This window comes from Cytobacillus mangrovibacter (assembly GCF_042865275.1).
Taxonomy (GTDB): Bacteria; Bacillota; Bacilli; order Bacillales; family Cytobacillaceae; genus Cytobacillus; species Cytobacillus mangrovibacter.
In genome coordinates, this window is the sequence record NZ_JBIACJ010000006.1 from 127,496 (window position 1) to 149,778 (window position 22,283).

Sequence of the window (22,283 nt, forward strand, 5' to 3'; positions counted from 1 at the left end):
TGACTGGCTCCTTTCCTGTTTTTTCTGAATGTAACTATTCCTTTATTTGCATAAAAAAGTCCGAAACAAGTTCTTCTAACTTTTGGCGTTCTTTTTTGTCTATAAAGGCTTGATTTGCCAATGATAAAAGTGCACTATCAATCAAAAACTTCCTTGGGTATTTTGAGGAGAGAAATTCCTCCTGAATAAAGTCTAGCAGCTCAATATATTGAGAATGTCCTTCATTTTGATTTAGGTTTTTTTTCAGTGTTAAAACCGTATGATGCAGCTTTTGATGAAAGGATTGATCTAGTCTAGTACAAACAGGTATCCAGCTATCTATTAGTTCATGATGAATTAACTGTTCGCCTGATTCTGCCACCTCATTAACTATTCTTACCACTCGCTCTACACTATATCGCACTACTTTATGAAGTGAAGTATTTGTTGGGTGAGCTAATTTATTGTATTTAATATTATGTTGAAGAATTCCCATGAACATAATCGAACAATCTAATAAATAGGGCTTCTTGCTTTCACCGAAGATGTCTATGAATCGATAAAATAACCAGCGTAGATTTTTCAAATGCCCCTGCTTCATAAATTGTTTAAGATCATCATCATTTGAATAAATGACTTCTTCAAAGAGTGAAATAAGTTTGTTTGTTCGATTCGTCTGCATATGTAATTCAATCTGCTGAATAAAAATTTCAATATTAGACGGATCTTGGCCGATCAGCAATTCGTTTCGATCTTGTTCAAGTTTTATATAGATTGTTTTAAAAATAGCGATTAATAACTCATTCTTTGACGAAAAATAATTATAAAATGTACCTTTAGAGATCCCGCTATATTCCAAAATATCTTGAATGGATGTTGCTTGGAACCCTTTATCAACAAATAACTGATGGGCCATTTTTATTACATGACGCTTCCTAGTATTCATATAATCACCTTTAATTAGAATTGAACTGTCTGTATAAATTTAATAGTATATTATTTCTAAGGTTTACACAAACCCTCTGAGTACTGGGATATTTTTTAATTGCAAAATTTGAACTCATGGTATATGATAATGCTTATGTAAAATTAGGGTACAAAATAATGAACTTAATGTATAGGGGGAATAATAATGGACCATTCGATAAAGAAAACGGGTCGTCCACCATACGGAATGTTGGCGGTCCTAATGGTCGGAGCTTTTATTGCATTTCTAAATAATACCTTATTAAATATTGCATTGCCATCGATAATGGCAGATTTAAAGGTAGAAGCATCAACGGTACAGTGGCTGACTACAGGATTTATGTTAGTCAACGGAATATTGATCCCAGCTACCGCTTTCTTAATTGAAAAATACTCTGTTCGCAGACTATTTCTTGCTGCTATGCTTTTATTTACGATCGGAACACTTGTAGCAGGTATTGCACATACTTTCCCACTTTTATTAGCAGGACGGATGCTTCAAGCTTCAGGATCGGCAGTCATGATGCCACTCTTAATGAACGTTATGCTAGTTAGCTTCCCAGTTGAAAAAAGGGGAGCAGCCATGGGGGTTTTTGGCTTAATCTTAATGGCGGCACCAGCTATTGGACCAACTTTATCAGGCTGGATTATTGAACATTATGACTGGAGAATGCTTTTCCACTTTGTTACACCAATTGCTATTATCGTTTTATTACTTGGCTTTTTCTTGCTTAAAGATAAAAAGGAAAAAGTGGATATTCATCTGGATATCTTCTCACTTCTATTATCAAGTATTGGCTTCGGCGGAATTTTATATGGATTTAGTTCTGCAGGAAGCAAGGGATGGGATAGTCCATTAGTCTATGGAACAATTGCCATTGGAGTTATTTCGCTCGTATGGTTTATTTTACGTCAATTAAAACTAGAACGGCCAATGCTGAATTTTGGCATCTTTAAATACCCGATGTTTGCTTTATCATCTTCCATTACGATGGTTGTGAATATGGCTATGTTTGCTGGGATGCTATTAATTCCAATCTATGTTCAAACGATTCGCGGGATTTCACCGATGGACGCAGGTTTAATGATGTTGCCAGGGGCACTTCTTATGGCTGTCATGTCTCCAATTACCGGAAAATTATTTGATAAGTTTGGCGGACGTATTTTAGCTGTCACTGGACTAATCATTATGACAGTGACAACGTATTATTTCAGCCAATTAACAGAAGAGACTACCTATACCTACTTAGTCATATTAAACTCTGTACGAATGTTTGGTATGTCAATGGTAATGATGCCAGTTTCAACGAATGGATTAAATCAGTTACCGACACGTTTCTATCCGCATGGTACAGCAATGAATAATACATTGAATCAGGTAGCGGGTGCGATTGGAACGGCATTGTTGGTTACAGTTATGTCTACTCGCACAGAAACACATGCAACTAGTTTAGCTGCTGATGCAATGAAGCATGCAACAGGTCAGCCAACTGAAGCGGCAATAGCAGAAATGCAGCAGCAAATTGCTATGAAAGCAATGTTGGAAGGAATAAATGATGCGTTTCTTGTAGCTACTTTTATTGCTGCTGTTGCAGTTATTCTTGCCTTATTTATCAAACGTGCGAAACAAGCGGAGGATCCACTCCAAAAAAAATCAACGGATGAAAAGATTGCAGCTAAGTTAGTAGAGAATTAAATGAAAAAGAAGGGGCGCATTGCCCCTTCTTTTTTGTATTTACTTATTAAACCACAGTGGATCTGTGTCATCCACATCTCCATTATAATTAATTAGTATCTCTTCTCCGGCTTTAATGTCTGTGTATGCAAAGAAGTCAAACGTATGGTTTCCAAAATTAATATCATAAGTCGCATTTGGTGTGTAAGAATGGTTAAACAGCATTCCATATCCTAAGAGGATGGCTGTGTGGTTTTTCCCATATTCAAAAGCATAATCGGCAAGTAATGTTTTCTCGATATGTTCATGTTCTGCATTTGGATAGGCGATTACTGGTGCCTCATGTAAAAGCTCTCCCTTTGCAATATCACGTGTTGCGAAAACCCCTCTATTAAATTCCCCATCGCTGAGTGTTGAAGTTTTTACCTCAATCATGTTATCCACCTACTTTTTTTCTTAGAAGTCTCTTTAGCATGACAGTAGATCAAAAGGAAATCAACTGTTTTCAATAAAAAGGTTATTATTAATAATTGATGAAATATGAAGGAATTAGTTTTATAATAGAAATAAAATTTTTATTATTATGAATTAATAATTGGATTTATCATCGTACCCATTTCTCACTTGCAAAAAAGGTTGAAATGTATACGAGTGCTGACACCATAAGGAGGATGAGGGTTTTGGAGAAAAGGTTTGAGACGTTGTTATTACATAGTGTTGAAAAGAATAAGAAGCCGATTAAAAGTAAGATCACTCCTATTTATCAAACATCTGCCTTCACATTTGATCATCTTGATGAATTAGAAGGATTCTTCCAAGGGGAAGGGAATTATTTATATTCCCGCACAGGCAATCCAAACACAGATGAACTTGGTCAAGCTGTTGCTGCCATTGAAGGTGCCCCGGCAGGAGTAGCTACTTCATCAGGGCTATCGGCTATTTTGGCAGGAGTGCTCGCTGTTGTGAGAAGTGGGGATCATATCGTAGCAGCAGATGATTTGTATGGTGGGAGTTTCCATCTTCTTAAAGAAGAATTGAATCAGCTTGGGATAAAGACTACATTTGTTTCTTTTTCTAATCTGGATGAGGTTGAACAGGCGATACAGCCAAATACAAAGCTGCTTTACACGGAATCGATCACCAATCCACTTTTAAGAGTGGAAAATCTTGAAGCAGTTGTTAATCTCGCGAAGAAACATGACCTAAAGACGCTTGTTGACAATACATTTGCTACACCATTCCATTGTAATCCCTATCTTCAAGGAATTGATTTAGTGATACATAGTGCTACAAAATACATTGGCGGACATAGTGATGTAACAGCCGGAGTTGTTGTTGGAGGAGAAGATCTGGTTGGACAAGCTAGAGCAAAAATAGTGAATTTAGGTGCAAATGTAAGTCCGTTTGAAGCTTGGCTAACGAGCAGAGGGCTAAAAACATTAGCGCTAAGAATGAAATGCCAATCCTTTAATGCTAGAAAATTAGCCGAGAAGCTCTCAAGCAATCCTAATATAGCTAAGGTTTATTATCCTTTTAATGAAACAGAAGAAGGATTTGGCGCCATGGTTACGATTGAAGTTTCTAAGAATATAGATATTAATCAATTTTTCAAATCACTTTCATGGGTGAAAATTGTCCCAACACTTGCTGGAGTAGAAACAACAGTTTCTCATCCTCTCACTACTTCCCATCGAGCATTGCCAGTAGAGGCCAGTGCAGCATTAGGAATTACAAAAGAAGTTGTCAGAATTTCAGTAGGCATCGAGCATCATGAGGATATTATTCAAGCGTTTGAGAAAGCCATTGAAAATTCTGTTCATTAAGTATATATAGTCAGTAACTAAAGCCCTATCCGTTAAATGTGGATAGGGCTTTTTCATAAAACCCCTTTTCTAAAGTCTGATGTTTTTGCATAGATGTAAATGAATAGTGTTGACAAAAAAAGTCGTTGGTTGGAGCGGAAGGTGCGAGACTCCTGCGGGACGTGTGGGACAGGTGAGACCCCGCAGGAGCGTAAGCGACGAGGAGGCTCACCGCCCACCCCGCGGAAAGCGAGTACCTGGAGCGGAAATCAACTTTTACAAATTCACGTTGAAAGCATCAATGCTTACGAATTGATTCGAGTATCCTGGAGCGGAAATCAACCTCAGCCAAAAAAAGTGTTTAATGAGCAACACCATATATACGTCTCAAGTCCTAGATGGATATAAGGATGCGGTCTATGGAAGGGGACGTGTTTATAGTGTATCGTATAGTATAAGGATGGAAATTGTTTTTTCATTTATATTAGCTGAAACCTCTATTTTGTTCATACGTATAAATAGTAAGGATTATAAGTCAGGAGTCGATTGTGCGATGAATCAATTTTTAGTCTTTCTCATACGAATGTTTATGGCTGTTCCTGTAACGGCTACTGTATGGCTGTTGAGCTTTTTTGCCTTTGATCAAACATTTTTGCTGTCGGGAGCGATTTCTCTTGGGGCTGGGTTTCTCACTTATGCAATAAGTGGAATGGTATTAAAGCGACGCTTTTTGAAAAAACATCAGTTGACAAGAAAAGAGTATCAGTATATTAAGGAAAATTTAGATGAAGCGAAGGGGAAGATCAGCCGCTTGCATAAATCGTTGTTATCTATTCGCCACCTGCCAACACTTAAGCAAAGAGTGGAATTTACAAGGACAACACGAAAAATATACAGCTTAACAAAAAAAGAACCGAAACGATTTTACAAGGCTGAGCCATTTTACTTTTCCCATTTAGATTCGGCTGTAGAGCTATCCGAGAAATATGTGTTCTTATCTGCACAGCCTAAAAAGACAAGTGAGCTTGAACAATCACTGAATGAAACCCGAAGAACTTTAGAACAGATGTTCACGGTGGTTGAAGAAGATTTATATCTTGTGATATCAGATGATATTGATCATTTAAACTTCGAAATTGATGTGGCAAAGCAATCAATAAATACAATTAAGGATTCACGAAATCTTACGGGAAGCAGGAGATTAAAATGAATGAAAATAATCCATCCCTGTTGAAAAATACAAGCCAAGCAAACTTAATGGATGATTTACTTGCCAATCCGTTTGGAGATAATCAAGTACTTCCGAGTATGCAGGAGAAGGAAGAAAGACCAGTTAAGCTGATCGATGTGATCCCAGCAGAAAATAGGATAAAGGCCATTCAGCTAGCTGAACAGATTGACCCAAAGAACCATCAGGCAATGATTTCATATGGAACACCTGCACAGTCTAAGTTATTAACCTTCTCACATACGATGCTTGAGCATGTGCAAAAGAAGGATATTGGTGAAGTCGGAGAGATTATTAGCGAATTGATGAGAAAGTTTAATGAAGTAAATCCCGATGATCTTAGAGCCGAATCACCGTCATTCTTTGCGCGTATATTTGGACGCATTTCGAACTCCATCCAAGAAACGATGTCCAAATACCAAAAAACGGGGGCACAGATTGATCGAATTAGTGTGAAACTAGAACGGAGCAAGAATATCCTGTTATCAGATGTTGTTATGCTTGAAAAGCTCTATGAAAACAATAAAGAATATTTTCATGCATTGAATATTTATATAGCAGCAGGAGAGATAAAGCTTGAAGAATTGCATGAAAAAACGATCCCTGAGCTGAAAAAAGCAGCAGAGGAATCAAATGATCAAATGAAGTTTCAAGAAGTAAATGACATGATTCAATTTGCTGATCGATTAGATAAGCGGTTATATGATTTGAAATTGAGTCGAGAAGTTACGATCCAAAGTGCACCGCAAATTCGTCTCATTCAAAATACAAACCAAGCGCTTGTAGAAAAAATTCAATCCTCGATTATGACAGCTATTCCTCTTTGGAAAAACCAGGTAGCAATTGCATTAACTCTTATTAGGCAGAGGCATGCAGTAGAGGCACAGAAACAAGTTTCCAAAACAACGAATGAGCTATTATTAAAAAATGCTGAAATGCTTAAGACAAATACGATTGAAACAGCAAGGGAAAATGAACGAGGTATTATTGATATTGAAACGCTGAAGAAGACACAGGAGAGTTTGATTTCAACCCTTGAAGAAACACTAAAGATTCAAGAAGAAGGACGTCATAAACGCCGTCTAGCTGAGAATGAGCTGGCGTCAATGGAAAGTGATTTAAGGAATAAGCTTTTGGAGATTAAAGGGTGATGAACGTGGAAATCCCTAAACATAGAAGAAGCTCTACTAATCAAAAAGTTGATTAATAGAGCTTCTTTTTGTTTTATGAGAATCCAATCTCTTCTCTAGCCAATTCTGGACTTTCCTTATTTGTTATTGGCAGTAGGATCAGAACTTCTGTGCCTTTATTTATTTCACTCTTAAATTCAATCGATCCACTATGTGATTGAACGATTTTGAAGCTGACAGTCAGCCCAAGTCCTGTCCCTTTATCCTTTGAAGAGTAGAAGGGCTCACCAATCTTTTCAAGGCGTTTTTCGGAAATACCGCAGCCCTGATCCTTAACCGAGATGGAAATTTGCCCATCTAATTTAGAATCTAAATAAACAGTTACTTCTCCATTATTACCCGAAGCATCGATGGCATTTTTAATAATGTTAATAAATAATTGCTTCAATTGATTGGGTTCACCGTCCATCCAATACTCCTGTAGCATAGAGAGGAACTTGAGTTGGACATTTTGTGAATTAGCATCCGGTTGCAGCAAGGAAATCACGTCGAATACAATTTTATATAAATTTATTTTTTTGAATACAACCTGTTGGGGCTTAGCTAATAGCAGCAATTCACCAGTAATATGATTGATTCGATTTAATTCCTCCAGCATTATTTTATGATAAAATTGATGCTTTTCACTCTCCATTTGTAGAAGCTGGACAAAGCCGATAAGAGAAGTAAGCGGATTACGAATTTCATGCGCCACACTAGCAGCTAACTCTCCAACAATGGATAACTTCTCTGTTCTTCTAAGACGCTCTTCCGTTTGGCGTAAAAGAGTCACGTCCTTTGCATAGCTAATAATTCCTTCAATTTGGTTATTTACGATAATCGGGAGCGATGTGCATTGCAAAGTAATGGTATTTCCCTTTTTATGGTTTACTTCCATTTCATAACTCTGTGAAGTTTGCCCGTTGATAATATTGGAAATGGAGTGTTCGACAATCATTTTTACATGTTTCGGAACGAAATTGGCAATGTTTTTTCCAACGGCTTGTTTGGCACTATAGCCTGTGACTAATTGTAATTGAGGGTTCACCTTTGTAATGACTCCACTTAAGTCTGTCATATATACAATTTCTGGATTATATTCGAATAAGGATCGATACTTCTGTATACTTATATTTAATAAATCTTCTGTATGTTTCCGCTCAGTTATATCCCTTCCAATAATAACTAGCCCTTTTCGGGAGTTATCGCTATGGAATAAAGGGACCTTTATTGTATCAAAGGTTTTACTTGAGCCATCAGGCATTGGCACGACTTCTTCAACATGAGTAATTCCTCCATTTAGCCATGTTTCTTCATCAGAAACTTCACAATAATTTAATGTCTCTTTATAAAAATGAGAGAACTCTGCTAGCTCTGAATCCTTTTTGCCTTTAAAGTCGACATGCTCTAATTGAAACAATTTTAAGCCGAATGTATTGGCTTCGAGCCATTTACCTTCCCCGTCTTTAAATATGACACAATCGACCATTGAGTGAATCAATGTATAAAGACGTTCTTCTGCTTCTTTCGATTTGTTCAATGCTCTTGCTTGACTAATGAAAGAATAAAATAGCCAACCTATTGTAAGAATATATGAAAGTTCAATTATCCATTTCAAGTGTAGAATCATTGGTGATGGGGTATATTGACTAAGAAAATAGGTTGTTCCGATAATCCAAATGATACCGCTGATAATTAATAAAATGGAGAGTTTCTTTTTTAACATTAGTAATAGATAGCTCCTATTCTAAATAAATGGTTATTATTGGGATGGAAAATATAAGTATACTGAATATTTTATCTCAGATCAATGGGCAGCGAAACCCTGAGTTAAGGAAGATTTAAATTCCTTTGATATAATAGTAGTCGAAAACATTTATAAATTATATGAAAAGGGAATGAGCCTATTAATGTATTTAACAATAAAAGAAACGGCCGAATTCTTGTCCTATCCAGAATCGTATGTTGAAAGCTTAATTCAGAAAAAGCGAATTCGAGCCATTCACGATGGGGAGCAATTTCTTATATATAAGGAGCAATTTAAGACACACCTACAACAGGTGGAAAAGTATAAGGAACTAGTAGAGGAAATCATGAATGAACCCATACCGGAAGACTTGGATATAAAGGATGAAGACTAGTCTTTTTCAATACGAATTATTTTACAATTAATATTATTTAATATAGTCTATAATTAGTAATTGACTTTAAGGAGGAAAATCATATGTTTGATATTACAATTATTGGTGCAGGTCCAACAGGTGCAAGTGCAGCATTATTTGCTGCAAAAGCTGGGAAGAAAGTATTGGTTATTGATAATGAGAAAAGTGTAACCAAACGTGCTTGGGTTGAAAATCACTATGGTGTAATGGAAATTACAGGACCTGAATTAGTCGAGGTTGGCAAAAAGCAAGCAGCTAAATTTGGTGCAGAGCTTGTAGAAGCAACGGTTGAAACGATCAACAAAGCTGAATCAGGTTTTACTGTCCAAGCGGGAGACCAAACGTTTGAATCTAAGCATGTGATTCTTGCAACTGGAATGTTAACAGATCTTGCTGAAAGAATAGGTGTACATACTAAACCGGGTACTGAGCCTCGTATCAAGACGATCTTAGACTTAGATGTAAATGGAAAGACAAATATCGAAGGCATCTGGGGAGCTGGTACAGTTGCAGGTGTAAGTATGCATACAATTATTACAGCTGGCGACGGAGCAAGGGTTGCGATTAATGTAATTAGTGAATTAAATGGTGAGCGCTATGTTGACCATGATATCATGAAGTAATTTTCGAGAAAATATTTGAAGGCTAGACCTTATCGCAATGGTAGGGACTAGCCTTTTTAGCTAGGGAGGAATATGGATGATACGCTTTGGAGTAATAGGAACGAATTGGATTACGGATCGATTTTTACAGTCTGTAAAGGATATGCCTGACTTTTCTTTAACTGCAGTCTATTCGCGAACCTCCGATCGAGCTCGTGAATTTGCTGAGAAATATCAGGTACACAACACATTTACAACTATTGAAGAAATGGCCAAAAGTAATCAGTTGGATGCTGTGTATATTGCTAGCCCTAATTCCTTTCATGCTAGTCAGGCGATTACCTTTTTAAATCATGGCAAGCATGTATTATGTGAGAAGCCATTAGCTTCAAATGCTGCAGAAGTAGAGAAGATGATTATGGCGGCAAACGGGAATCATGTGATCTTGATGGAAGCGATGAGAACGATTTACCTTCCTAATTTTTCATGTATTAAAGGTAATTTACATAAAATTGGTAAAGTTCGCAGATATGTAGCAAGCTATTGCCAATATTCTTCTCGGTATGACATGTATAAATCGGGCACAGTTTTGAATGCATTTAATCCTTTCTTTTCTAATGGTTCATTAATGGACCTTGGCGTCTATTGCATTTATCCAATGGTGGTTTTGTTTGGTGAGCCAAATGAAGTAAAGGCAACTGGCGTTATGCTTGAATCTGGGGTTGATGGGGAGGGAAGTCTTCTTATTAAATATGCTGAAATGGAGGCAGTTATTATGCATTCAAAAATAACTGATTCCAAGCTCCCTTCTGAAATACAAGGAGAGGAAGGAACAATGATAATTGATCATATTGCTACGCCTAAACATGTGGAAATTAGATATCGCGACGGAAGAAAAGAAGTTATTTCTACGAAGCAAGAAAAGGATGGAATGTACTATGAAGCAAGGGCCTTTGTCGATTTGATTCAAAAAGGGAAAAGGGAGTCCTCCATTAACTCCCATGAACATTCCTCTGTTACAGCAAGAATATTGGATGCAGCAAGAAGGGAAATAGGTCTCATATTTCCTGCTGATAGGGAAATTAATACCCCTTCTGATAATTAACTAGGTTAATGGAAGGGATCTCCCCTTGTATATAGTTCTTCAAATTTGGGATAAAAATATCTTCGATGACTCGTTTCGTATAATGTTCGGTTGACCCAGCAGTATGCGGGGTGATGATAACATTTTCATGTTGCCATAAGGGGCTTTCTGTATCTAAGGGCTCCTTTTCAAAAACATCTAGCCCTGCGCCAGCAATTTCTCCATCCTGCAAAGCTTTGATGAGTTCCTGTTCTACAACGATGCTTCCGCGGCCTATATTGATGAAGAAAGAGGATGGCTTCATTAATTTAAATTGCTCTGTTCCAAATAAATGATGGGTTTCCTTTGTATATGGCAGTGTTACTACGACATAGTCACAAAGTGGAAGCATGTCATTTAATGCTTCAAGTGTATACATTCTATCTACATTCTCAACTGGTTTTCCAGAGTGTCGGAACCCAATCACCTCCATACCAAATGCCTTGGCGAGTTTTGCTGTTTCCTTTCCAATTGCACCTACGCCTAGTAGCCCCATTGTTTTTCCGTGCATCTCAAGGTTTAGGCTGGAATGATGCCAGGTTTTTGTTTGCTGATTTTTTACATATGTATGGATTTTGCGGGTCAATGCAAGCATTAGAGCGAAAATCGTTTCGGAAATCGGATAGGCATGGACACCATTTGCTGAAGTTGTATGTATATTGCTAGATTCTAATTCTTGTAGCGGCAGGCTGTTAACACCAGCAGACCATGATTGTAGCCAGCGAAGCTGTGTTTTACCAGTTAAGATCGCTTTCTCCATTTCCTTTTTCCAGCCTGCGATGACCTCTGCTTCTTGCCAGTGCTCCTGCCAAATACTTTTATCCTTACCGATAATAAGCTCCCAATCAGGGATGATATCTTTTATTTCATTGATGTGTTTATGCTCAAGATTCTGGGTAATTACTAGTTTTCTACTTTGCATCTCAAACCCTCCATATATTTATATTCATATAGATCTTATTGCAAAAAGAGGAGGATCCAATAAGGACCTTCCTCTTATTTGATTCAAAAAGAAAACCTTAGGACAAGAATTCTTGTGGATTCAAGCCTAATTCCATACAGATTTCTGATACAATTTGCTTTTCAGCGGGGTCGAATTGTCCATCTGCATAGCCGATGGCAATACAATAACGTGCAACTAAACGAGCGATTTCTGGCTTCGATCGTACACGTCCTAATGCTTTAAAGGCTTCTGCTCGTCCAATAATAGAATCTCTTTCGATTTTTTGAACAAACATATTAAATTGCTGAATGACTTTGTTTGTATCAAATACTCTTAATTCTTCACTTTGATTAACAAATTCCATCATTTTTTGACGTTCTGCAGGATCAAGTCTGCCGTCTGCTAGAGCAACAAGAGCACAGGCAGCAACAACTGCATCCATTACATCTTGACTCTTATAGCGGGCAAATAAATCCTGTGCTTTTCTTTTTTGCTGATTGGCCCATTGGGAGTAATCCGCTTGATTTGGGGACCAGTTATTGCCACAGTTATTACAAGTAAACTTCAGCTGATTTTTACCGATAAATCCACCCAATAATCCCACTGGACCAAGTATCAGCCCACCAATTGCTGCTTTACCTAATCCGAATCCTTTTTCACCTGTTCTGACATTGGATGATCCACAACGGGTACAATTGATATTGTCTCCCCCGTAAGCTTGGGACGATGAGTAAGGTTGTGTAGATGTAGGTTGGCTATAGCTTGACTGATATCCTGGCTGCCCGTAAGTAGGCTGATTATAGGACGGATTTGACTGTCCAGCATGACCGAATCCAGGCTGGTTATATGTAGGGCTCGGTTGTCCGAAAGATGGTTGGTTATATGTTGTTTGCTGTTGAGCCCCGTGAGTCTGATTGGATGGTGCCTGCTGGAAACTGCCAAAGGATGGGTTCGTTTGCTGCTGGTATCCAGCTTGATAAGTTGGCTGTGCGGTTGGTCCAGGTGCCGGTTCATCATCAACAGTTACACCGAAGTTTCGGCAAAGTGCAGCTAACCCGCCTTGGAATCCGCTGGCAATTGCATTAAACTTCCACTCTCCATTATGACGATACAGTTCAGCAGCAACAATGGCTGTTTCCACAGTGAACTCTCGTCCAAGGTCAAAACGCAGTAATTCCTCATTCGTAAGTGCATTAAAGATTCTTACATAGGCATTAGAGACTTGCCCGAAGCTTTGCCCCTTTGCTTGCGCATCATGAATCGTGATTGTAAAGGCGATGCGGTGAATGGAAGGCGGAACTTTATTCAGTTCAATTTTGATTTGCTCATCATCATTTGCTCCTGAACCTGTACGGTTATCCCCACTATAAATAATGGATCCATTTCCACCAGACGGATTATTGTAGAATACAAAATCCATGTCGCTTTGTACTTTTCCAGTTGCTCCTACTAAAAAAGCAGAGGCATCGAGGTCATAATGTGAATGGCTTCCGCTAACATCCCAGCCTAATCCAGCCACAACCATTTGCAAGCCTGGGTGGGATTTTGTCAGATCGACCTTTTGCCCTTTGCGTAAAGTTACGCCCATAATAATCCACTCCTTAAAATAATCCAGCTAGTTAATAAACGTTTATATGTTTAAAAAGTTTCAAGCAATTCGTTTCTTTATCCTTTTATTATAGTTCACTGTGTGATTAAAAGGAAAATAATAACTCTTAACAAAAATGGTCAGTCTCTTCTAAGTGAGACTGACCATTGATTGTTGATATGCTACTAATTCTTTAACGAGTTCTTGATTTCTACCAAAGCACTGGTTTTGCAACCATGAACCAAAGCATGACCATAAGAAGTATGAGATAGAGCCATGTAGACCAAGAAAGTTTCTTTATTAAGGCAGATTTATCTTGGTCCGGCCCTAAAAAGGTTCGAATCGTTGGTGTAAACGCACGGGCCAGAAAGAACGCTGAACCAAACATGACTACTAAGGTTGCGATAATCCAGGAAGTTTTCCAGGTCCATGGCCCCATTATAATGAGTAACGCTCCACTGCCAACGAGGACATGCCCGGCATGCTTAACGAGTCTAACGGAATATCGAAAAATATCAATATACGCTTGTTGCACATTTTTGTCGGCAGAATGCAGTTTTTTCACGATTGGAATCAATACAATGAATGGTCCAATAGAGAAGACTGCACTTCCTACATGAAGGTATACAATAAAACGATAAAGTATTTCCATGTTAAGCTGAATTAACTCGAAACAGGACGGAATTCATGTACCCATACTCTCATTTGTGGTAACCAAGGCATGCCAGGGTGAAAGGATAGGATTGATTCTTTGTATTCTTCGACAGTATCAAAGCCTTCCTGTTTTGCGTGTTCCTCTGTTAACTCCCCAAGTGCTTGTGAGTAAACCTTCTCAACGACAAAGTCTTGTCCTTGAAGGGTCATGACTTCGCCGATGTCCGCATAGCGTCCATTTCGGCGAGTAGCTGTTTTTTTGCCTGCAAGTACCTTTTCGATATCCTCAGGAACCGTCACAAGGCGGTCGATTGTACATGTTTTTGGTGGAAGCTCTTGATTATTCTGTTGATTTGTCACAAATTTTCCTCCTTTATTCTTATCGTTGCTAAGCTGTTATTATAATTTAAATGAACTCTTTAATGAAACAATTCGATTAAATACCGCTTTTTCAGGGGTAGTGTGCTTAGGATCAACATTAAAATAGCCATGACGGAAAAACTGGAATTTATCCTGTGGCTTAACATCCTTCATATTTGGCTCAACAAACCCTTGAACAATTTCAAGTGAGTTTGGATTGACATAATCAAGGAATGTCTTTTCTTCTGGCATTTCCTCTTCCGTATCAGCATCTAGGATTAGTGGCTCATATAAACGGAACTCTGCCGGAACGGCATTTTTAGCATCTACCCAGTGAATGGTACCTTTAACTTTACGTCCAGTAAAGCCTGTACCGCTTTTCGTTTCTGGATCATATGTGCAGTGAATTTCAATTACTTTCCCGTTTTCATCCTTAATGACGTCATTGCATTTGATGAAATAGGCGTGCTTGAGACGGACTTCATTACCAGGGAAGAGACGGAAGTACTTCTTTGGAGGCTCCTCCATAAAGTCATCTTGTTCAATATAAATTTCTCTTGAGAACGGAATTTGACGCATACCCATCTCAAGATTCTCAGGATTAATCTCAGCATCAAGCATTTCCACTTTGTCCTCTGGATAGTTAGTAATCACGACTTTTAACGGATTAAGGACACCCATTGTACGTGGAGAATCTAACTTTAAATCTTCTCTGACAAAGTGTTCAAGCATTGCTTCGTCAACTGCACCGTACCCTTTTGAAACACCTGTTGCTTTAACGAATTCTCGGATAGCCCCTGGTGTGAAGCCTTTTCTTCTTAAACCAGAAATCGTTGGCATGCGGGGATCATCCCAGCCATCAACAAAGCCTTCGTCCACAAGCTGTTTTAATTTACGCTTGCTCATGACAGTATTTGTGATATTCAAGCGACCAAATTCAATTTGCTGTGGCTTGCTATCCATTTCACATTCCTCAACAACCCAATTGTATAACGGGCGCTGATCCTCGAATTCAGTCGTACAAATGGAATGTGTGACATCTTCAATCGCATCTTCAAGAGGATGAGCAAAAGCATACATCGGATAAATACACCATTTATCACCTGTGTTATGATGGGTTGCATGTGATACTCGGTAAATAACAGGATCACGCATATTTAAGTTCGGTGAGGCCATATCAATCTTTGCACGTAATACCTTACTGCCATTTTCAAATTCACCATTGCGCATACGTTCAAATAAATCAAGATTCTCTTCAACTGTACGATTGCGATAAGGGCTGTCTTTACCAGGTTCTGTTAGTGTTCCGCGATATTGGCGAATCTCTTCTTGTGATAATTCATCGACATATGCTTTTCCCTTTTTGATTAAAAGGACTGCCCGATTATACATTTCTTCGAAGTAATCAGATGCAAATCGCAGCTCATCCCATTCATACCCTAGCCACTTCACATCTTCTTTAATGGAATCCACATATTCTTGGTCTTCCTTTAAAGGATTTGTATCATCAAAGCGTAAGTTGGTTTTTCCTTCAAACTCATCTGCTAAACCAAAGTTAATAATAATGGATTTGGCATGACCAATATGAAGGTAGCCATTCGGCTCAGGTGGAAAGCGTGTAATAACACCTTTATGCTTTCCTGCCTCCAAATCGTTAATCATAATATTTTTAATGAAATTTGATGAATTATGTTCCAAACCTGTATCAGCCTTTCTATAATATGTAGTTATTCCTTATTCTACTGATTTCTTCATGGTAAATCAATGAGAGACAGTTCAGGCATGACAAGAAGTGGCAAAAAAGTTGATTTGCTGACAATTCCTTCTGAAAAACTACTGTTTTCTAATAAGTTGTCTATAAACCAAAAAAGCTTGTTGATTGGAGCGGAAGGCGTGAGACTCCTGCGGGAGGAGTGGGACAGCTGAGACCCCACAGGTGCTTTAGCACCGAGGAGGCTCAGCGCCCACCCCGCGGAAAGCGAACGCCTGGAGCGGAAATCAACCTTTACCCACAACGTTTGCTGCAAGTAGGTTTCACTTCTGTAAGAAAAGGTTATTACAATAAGAGTAAGAATATTTACCTATTATTAAAATTGTTACAATGGAATACAATAATGTAATCAAAAGTGTATAACTATTTTGATAGAATGTAAGAAAGAGACAAAAGAAAATTGTTGAACCTTGTCTATAATTCTCCGATCGCAATCGGGTGAATATGTTCGTATTTCCACAAGGCTACTAAAATGGCTTTTTTCTAAGAAATTTGTTGTTTTTAGAATCTGTTGTGTGCATGAAAATGGTTGGTTGATTGGAGCGGAAGGTGCGAGACTCCTGCGGGAGTAGTGGGACAGGTGAGACCCCACAGACGCTTTAGCGTCGAGGAGGCTCACCGCCCACCCCGCGGAAAGCGAGCAGCCTGGAGTGGAAATCAACCTCTACCTACTATGTCTTCATTAGCAACAATGTTTGCGAAAATAGCCAAAAAAATAAATGTTCGCGGGGGAAACGTGATGACAATAGATAAGCAGCTAATTAGTAAAAGGTATTATAAAACGTTAACTGAGAGCGGAGGGAGCCTGCATCCGATCAAACTTCTTGGGGACCTATATATGGAAGAACAGAAAGCAGAGATGGCTGATCTATCCTATATTCGTTTCTCACAGGGAGAAGTATATTTTCATAATCGCGATTATGAAGCAGCAATATTCAAATGGGAGAATATTAGCAATGAGCTTGAACCATGGGCAAAGAAAAATATGGCGGATGCTTATTTTGAACTTGAACTGCTTTCCACGGCAGAAGATATCTATCAATCCATTCATACTGACTCAGAAGTATTGAAGATAGAAGTGCTTCTTCAGTTATTCACTCTTTATGTAGAGAGAGGCAAGCTGGAACTGGCTGTAAAAGCTATAAAGGATGCGGTCTCATTAAACCCAGATTATTCGAATGTGACGGAGATCGCCCGGTTGTTTTTCGAAGAATATCAGGATTGGAGTCATGCGGTTGAGCTTGCGGTGAAAGAATCAGTTCGTACAGGAGAGCCGCAATGGTTTGATATCCTCCATGCCTATGTAGAACAAGGCCGGACAAAGAAAATGGAACCGAATGATTTTGGTGAAGTACTGCATTCATTATATAAGATAGATTTGGTTAGATTTGAAGGTTTAACAGTTTCGTTGTGGAATAGCTACAAAAATAGTGAACGATATTTCCCTTGGCTAAAGGAGATCAATCACATCCTTTTACATAAAGAAAGAAGTAGTGCGCATAGTTGGCATGAGTTATCAGACCTTTATCAGGATACGTATGATGAATTGATCAATGGCAAGTATCTCATCAGGGAGATTTCTTATTTAATGCCCAATCATTTAACTAATTGGATAAAGATTGCTAATCCTTCTCATGCTATAGTAGCCTCGGCCTCTACGCTTGCTTGGAGTGAACTTTTCACATCTGGGATCGAACCAGATACAATTAATAGAGCCGAACGTCTATTAAAGCAATCTACACGAAATATTGATGGGCTAGAAAATGGTTACGGACTTTTTGAATCCATAATAAATTGGGCAATGAAAAATGGAATGGAGTTAGGACAACGCTTCGGCTGGATGGTGAAAGAACTCCTGGACCTGAATGCTCATCATCTTCTTTTAGCAGGAATTGATGGGCAGGGGAAAGAGGCTTTTACTCGTTCGATAATGGATGGCAAGTTAGCTCAAGAACGACTATCAATGGCAGTGATGTATAAGGATAATGATGTAACGGAAATATTGGAGGTTTCTGATGAGGTAATACGTAAGATTACTGATTTAACAGAGCTTCAGAATCAATCACAGACACTTGTTCAGTGGAAAGCACCTGATCCTTTTCTGCGTACGAATGGAATAGCATTAATTGATACACCTAGTATGACTAGTGATAACAGGTTTAGAAATGAAGTGTTTCAATATTTGCAGTTTGCGGATAGCTTATTATTTATCCTTGATGCGAAAGAACTTTTTTCTGAGAAAGAACTTGAAATGATAGTGAAGATTCGTGAGCAGGCACCAGAACTTCCTATTCACTTTCTGTTAAATAGTGTAGAGCAGGAAATTATTGATCTGGTTTCTACAAGGGTGCATACTTATTTCCCGAAAATAAGAATATTTGCCTTTTCTATGAATGATAGAGAACTAGCAGGCCTTGTAAACTTTATAGCAGATATGAGAAATAATCGAAATCTTAAAGAAGAACGTTTAACTAAGGTTCATCATACGATTCGAAAAACGATAAAGTATCTACTAGAAAGACGCGTTGAAATGGAGAATAGCTTCATTGATTCAATTAAATGGAATGAAGATATGGTAACGAAACTTACTGGTGCCATTAACCAGCTGAGTGACCTTGAGGAAGAAAAGGTTCGAATGATTAGAAGAACTTTCCGGAAAATGACAGATGAGATAAGACAAGAACTTTTGGGGGAAGTCCCAAAAATATTGCAAAAATGCTCAGAACTCATTACCGAAGATAGTGACCTAGGGAAAATCCATATTAAGTTGAATGATGAGATGAATAAAAGGATTCATTATTATATAGAAGAAACACTTCTGCCAGCTTTCCATCAAGCTTTTCTTAATTGGATTGAAGAGGCAAATAGGGAATTCGAGCAAAGCCAACTCTTCCTAAATGAAATGTGTGAAGGCTTTAATGATCTTTATGGAGATGAGAAAATAAAGCTGGATTGTGACTTTAAGCTATTGGGCGATTGGCTTCGTGATGCCGATCGATTGACAAGAGGAAGTGTCCAAATAGAGAAAGAGAATATTCTTCTGCGCTTCACACCATCACAATTTCTACTGAAAAGTGCGGGAAGAATATTTAGTTCCATTCCGCAAAATAAGGGAATTATTCATAATAAATATAGGCAATTTATTGAAAATGAGGATTATAGTCATGTGTCTATTTCCATTTCAAACCAGCTGTTTCAGCCATTTGAATTATTCGAAAGGGCATTAGACCGTGACATTCAACTATTTTTTAAAAGTCCATTTACAATTTTAAACGAGACAGTGGCAGAGGCTAGCGAAGAAATTGAAACAAACAAGGAGTCACTGCATGAAATGAGAGTGAACCCAGAAGCATATCGTGACCCATTGACGCTGTTCCAGCTTAAACTACGTCAACATGAATGGATGGCTAATGCAGGAGAAGAGATTAGTCAATACCAAGGGTAACCTTATGCAGGATGGAGGGGAAACGATTGAGCTATAAAAAGAAGCAATTCCTCGCTTTGGGGTTAACAGTCATTTGTATGGTCCTACTAATGGTTGTTATCCTATCCATGGCCAATTTAATGAAAGCGAATATGATAGAAATCGTTAAAGATAGATATTATAAAGTGAATCAAGCGACGGAAATTAGACAATTATTTGATCAAATAGACCGGCAACTTCTAAGAATAGTTGCTGAAAATGAAGTAATTGATCCTACTATTGTTAATGAATCAATGGAGGCCAATCATAAAGGAATACAATCTAAATTGACTGAAGTTCAATCTACAGTCAATACAAAAACAGGAAGGCTACATTTAAGTGGAATAGAGATATCCTATAATTCCTATTATAAAATGAGCCAGATGTTTATTGCTGAGCTTAATAAAGGAGAAATCGCTAATCTTAAGCATTTGTATGATGAAGAGCGAGGGAACCGTGATGATTTATTTCTTAAATTAGCTGAATTTAAAGATTACCAAGAAGGGTTAATGGAGGAATCGCTGCAAAGTGCTACAGATACATACACGCGCCTTGTGGTTGTGCTTATTTCAGCTGTATCTGTTACCCTTCTTTTAGTAGTTATGGTGACTCTTTGGTTAATTCGAAGCACTAGCAGGAATATTCATTCCATTACAAAGGGAATAAAGAAGATTGACTATAAGAATTTATCAATGCTTCCGAGATTGGAAGTCAAAACGAAAGACGAAATAGGCGAAATTGCTTCTGCTTTTAATTCGATGGCTACTTCTCTGGAAACGTACCATATTAAGGAAATGAAATATACTTCGGAAATTACTGAGCAGAACTGGATTCAATCGCATTCGTCAGACATCGTACATTTATACACTCAACATGTAACGATTACTTCACTTGCTGAAACTTTAATTAGCAATCTTGCACAGGTTGTAGATGCAAAGCTTGGCGTTTTCTATTTGAAAGAAGAAGGGGAAAAGGCCCTTTTTCGAAAAATAGCTTCTTATGCTGATTTAGATCATCAGGCAGGAAGAGACTATTTCTGTGAGGGTGAGGGACTTGCAGGCCAGTGTACAATTGATAAAAAGATATTTCTCCTTAATGATGTGCCCGATAATTATCAAGTGATTTCTACAGGACTGGGATCAATAAAGCCAAAGAGTATTCTAATTGCACCGGTTTTACTGAAGGATGAAGTGGTAGCTGTGATCGAGCTGGCTTCATTACAAGCCTTTACTTCTAAACAGATGAGATTACTGGAAGAAGTGTTAGGAACACTGGGGATTGCGGTTGCCAATATAGTAGGGAGAATGGAGATTGCGAATCTGCTGCAGGAGTCACAGGTGAAGACAGAAGAGTTACAAATGCAATCTGAGGAGCTGCAAACCCAGTCTGAAGAACTCCAATCACAATCAGAGGAAATGCAGACTCAAGCAGAAGAGCTGCGTATGATTAACGAGCAGCTAGAAGAACGGACAAAGGATGCTGAACTTAAGTCGGAGGAGCTTCAGTCTGCAAAAGAAAGCCTAGAAGAAAAAGCACATGAGCTCATGCAAAGCTCTAAATATAAGTCTGAGTTTCTAGCGAATATGTCCCATGAACTTCGTACGCCTTTAAATAGTATTCTATTACTCTCAGAGATGTTAGTAGATGATCCTGTCCATGACTTAACCGAAGATCAAATTGAATTTGCCAAAGTCATCCACTCATCTGGGCAAGATTTGCTTAATTTAATTAATGATATTCTAGATCTCTCAAAAGTTGAAGTTGGAAAGATTGATATTCATTTTGAAGAAGTATTGATCAATGAATTTGCCGATCGTCTCTATCGTCATTTTACCCCATTTGCCAAGCATAAAAACCTTGGATTTACAGTGACTATAAGTGAAAATGCTTTGTCTGTCATCTATACTGATGAGCAGCGCTTACAGCAAATATTAAAGAACTTACTCTCTAATGCCTTTAAATTTACGGAGGAAGGTTCAGTTTGTGTAGCTATAGAAAAGGCAGAAGGCGAAGAACTTCTTGGCTTGCCACTTGCTAAACATTCGGACTCTTGGCTAAAAGTGAAAGTAACGGATACCGGTATTGGCATTCCACTAGAGAAGCAGGAAGAGATTTTTGAAGCATTCCAGCAAGTGGATGGGGCGACAATGAGAAAGTATGGCGGTACAGGACTTGGGTTATCAATCACAAAAGAGTTTGCCCAGCTTCTTGGTGGGGTATGTAAAGTGGAAAGCAGTGAAGGGGTAGGGAGCAGCTTTACATTAATTATCCCAAGTTTACCTGAAGGGATGCCAGAGATAATCGAGAATGAGATAAATACTGAAGAGGTAATTGAATTAGAAGCAGAACCTTTGGCAGGAAAAATGGGAGAAATACAACTAGTAGAAGCGGAAGGGCCTCTTGACCTAAGTGCTACCGTATTAAACGGTAAAACGGTTCTTGTTGTAGATGATGACTACCGGAATATTTATGCTGTTAAAAACGCACTTGAAAAAGAGAACATGCATGTGATAACAGCTGAAAATGGGATGGAATGCTTAAAACTGATGAATGAAATAAATAAGATTGATATTGTGTTGATGGACATTATGATGCCGATAATGGATGGTTACGAAACAATGAAAAGGATTCGTATGCAGGAAAAATATCTAGATCTTCCAATTATTGCCTTAACTGCGAAAGCGATGAATAGTGACCGTCGCAAATGCATTGAATCAGGCGCATCCGATTATATTAGCAAGCCATTAAATCTTGAACAGCTCTTATCAGTGATGCGTGTTTGGCTGTCATGATAAAGT

Annotated in this window: 17 protein-coding genes; 9 read left to right on the forward strand and 8 right to left on the reverse strand. The window is 38.3% G+C overall.

Going from position 1 to position 22,283, the window contains the following annotated elements; genetic code table 11:
- Positions 1–34: 34 nt before the first annotated feature.
- Entirely contained in the window at positions 35–925 is an 891-nt protein-coding gene (locus ACFYKT_RS12605; protein WP_389219975.1) for a TetR/AcrR family transcriptional regulator, read from the reverse strand.
- Positions 926–1,111: 186 nt separating this feature from the next.
- Here ACFYKT_RS12605 and ACFYKT_RS12610 point away from each other — a divergent pair, with 186 nt between their 5' ends.
- Positions 1,112–2,641 carry a DHA2 family efflux MFS transporter permease subunit gene (locus tag ACFYKT_RS12610; RefSeq protein WP_389219977.1) on the forward strand — a complete coding sequence of 510 codons (1,530 nt, stop codon included), beginning with the start codon at positions 1,112–1,114 and terminating at the stop codon, positions 2,639–2,641.
- Between the two features lie 39 nt (positions 2,642–2,680).
- Here ACFYKT_RS12610 and ACFYKT_RS12615 read toward each other — a convergent pair whose 3' ends face one another.
- Entirely contained in the window at positions 2,681–3,055 is a 375-nt protein-coding gene (locus tag ACFYKT_RS12615; protein WP_389219979.1) for an SET domain-containing protein, read from the reverse strand.
- A 236-nt stretch (positions 3,056–3,291) separates the two neighbouring features.
- Here ACFYKT_RS12615 and ACFYKT_RS12620 point away from each other — a divergent pair, with 236 nt between their 5' ends.
- From ACFYKT_RS12620 to ACFYKT_RS12630, 3 genes are all read left to right on the forward strand, one after another.
- Positions 3,292–4,443: a trans-sulfuration enzyme family protein gene (locus ACFYKT_RS12620; protein WP_389219981.1), complete on the forward strand. Its 1,152-nt coding sequence runs from the start codon at positions 3,292–3,294 to the stop codon at positions 4,441–4,443.
- A 532-nt stretch (positions 4,444–4,975) separates the two neighbouring features.
- The gene (locus tag ACFYKT_RS12625; RefSeq protein WP_389219983.1) at positions 4,976–5,632 is read left to right on the forward strand and encodes a 5-bromo-4-chloroindolyl phosphate hydrolysis family protein; all 657 of its coding nucleotides are present in this window, start codon (positions 4,976–4,978) and stop codon (positions 5,630–5,632) included.
- Entirely contained in the window at positions 5,629–6,801 is a 1,173-nt protein-coding gene (locus ACFYKT_RS12630; RefSeq protein ID WP_389219984.1) for a toxic anion resistance protein, read from the forward strand. Before ACFYKT_RS12625 ends, ACFYKT_RS12630 begins: the two co-directional genes overlap by 4 nt.
- A gap of 73 nt (positions 6,802–6,874) precedes the next feature.
- Here the strand turns inward: ACFYKT_RS12630 and ACFYKT_RS12635 are convergent, their stop codons facing one another.
- On the reverse strand, positions 6,875–8,545 hold the full coding sequence (locus ACFYKT_RS12635; protein WP_389219986.1) for a PAS domain S-box protein: 1,671 nt from the start codon (positions 8,543–8,545) through the stop codon (positions 6,875–6,877).
- 184 nt (positions 8,546–8,729) lie between these two features.
- Between ACFYKT_RS12635 and ACFYKT_RS12640 the strand changes: the two genes are divergently transcribed.
- The 3 genes from ACFYKT_RS12640 to ACFYKT_RS12650 all read left to right on the forward strand — a co-directional run bounded on the left by ACFYKT_RS12640 (position 8,730) and on the right by ACFYKT_RS12650 (position 10,688).
- Positions 8,730–8,960, forward strand: a complete 231-nt coding sequence (locus ACFYKT_RS12640) for an excisionase family DNA-binding protein (RefSeq protein WP_389219988.1) — start codon at positions 8,730–8,732, stop codon at positions 8,958–8,960.
- 83 nt (positions 8,961–9,043) lie between these two features.
- Positions 9,044–9,604, forward strand: a complete 561-nt coding sequence (locus ACFYKT_RS12645; protein WP_389219990.1) for an FAD-dependent oxidoreductase — start codon at positions 9,044–9,046, stop codon at positions 9,602–9,604.
- A 76-nt stretch (positions 9,605–9,680) separates the two neighbouring features.
- Positions 9,681–10,688 carry a Gfo/Idh/MocA family protein gene (locus tag ACFYKT_RS12650; RefSeq protein ID WP_389219991.1) on the forward strand — a complete coding sequence of 336 codons (1,008 nt, stop codon included), beginning with the start codon at positions 9,681–9,683 and terminating at the stop codon, positions 10,686–10,688.
- Here ACFYKT_RS12650 and ACFYKT_RS12655 read toward each other — a convergent pair.
- The 5 genes from ACFYKT_RS12655 to ACFYKT_RS12675 form a co-directional block, all read right to left on the reverse strand.
- Positions 10,666–11,628 (reverse strand): D-2-hydroxyacid dehydrogenase, encoded by a 963-nt coding sequence (locus ACFYKT_RS12655; RefSeq protein ID WP_389219993.1) that lies wholly within the window; start codon positions 11,626–11,628, stop codon positions 10,666–10,668. The two genes, ACFYKT_RS12650 and ACFYKT_RS12655, sit on opposite strands and share 23 nt — an antisense overlap.
- Before the next feature lie 97 nt (positions 11,629–11,725).
- Positions 11,726–13,237 carry a TerD family protein gene (locus ACFYKT_RS12660; protein ID WP_389219995.1) on the reverse strand — a complete coding sequence of 504 codons (1,512 nt, stop codon included), beginning with the start codon at positions 13,235–13,237 and terminating at the stop codon, positions 11,726–11,728.
- A 211-nt stretch (positions 13,238–13,448) separates the two neighbouring features.
- Positions 13,449–13,883, reverse strand: coding sequence for a hypothetical protein (locus tag ACFYKT_RS12665; protein WP_389220339.1), 435 nt, complete (start codon positions 13,881–13,883; stop codon positions 13,449–13,451).
- A 17-nt stretch (positions 13,884–13,900) separates the two neighbouring features.
- Complete coding sequence (locus ACFYKT_RS12670; RefSeq protein ID WP_389219997.1) at positions 13,901–14,251, reverse strand: ASCH domain-containing protein; 351 nt, start codon at positions 14,249–14,251, stop codon at positions 13,901–13,903.
- A 39-nt stretch (positions 14,252–14,290) separates the two neighbouring features.
- Positions 14,291–15,949: a glutamine--tRNA ligase/YqeY domain fusion protein gene (locus ACFYKT_RS12675; protein ID WP_389219999.1), complete on the reverse strand. Its 1,659-nt coding sequence runs from the start codon at positions 15,947–15,949 to the stop codon at positions 14,291–14,293.
- A gap of 812 nt (positions 15,950–16,761) precedes the next feature.
- Here ACFYKT_RS12675 and ACFYKT_RS12680 point away from each other — a divergent pair.
- The gene (locus ACFYKT_RS12680; protein ID WP_389220001.1) at positions 16,762–19,467 is read left to right on the forward strand and encodes a GTP-binding protein; all 2,706 of its coding nucleotides are present in this window, start codon (positions 16,762–16,764) and stop codon (positions 19,465–19,467) included.
- 26 nt (positions 19,468–19,493) lie between these two features.
- Positions 19,494–22,277: a response regulator gene (locus tag ACFYKT_RS12685; RefSeq protein WP_389220003.1), complete on the forward strand. Its 2,784-nt coding sequence runs from the start codon at positions 19,494–19,496 to the stop codon at positions 22,275–22,277.
- Positions 22,278–22,283: the final 6 nt, after the last annotated feature.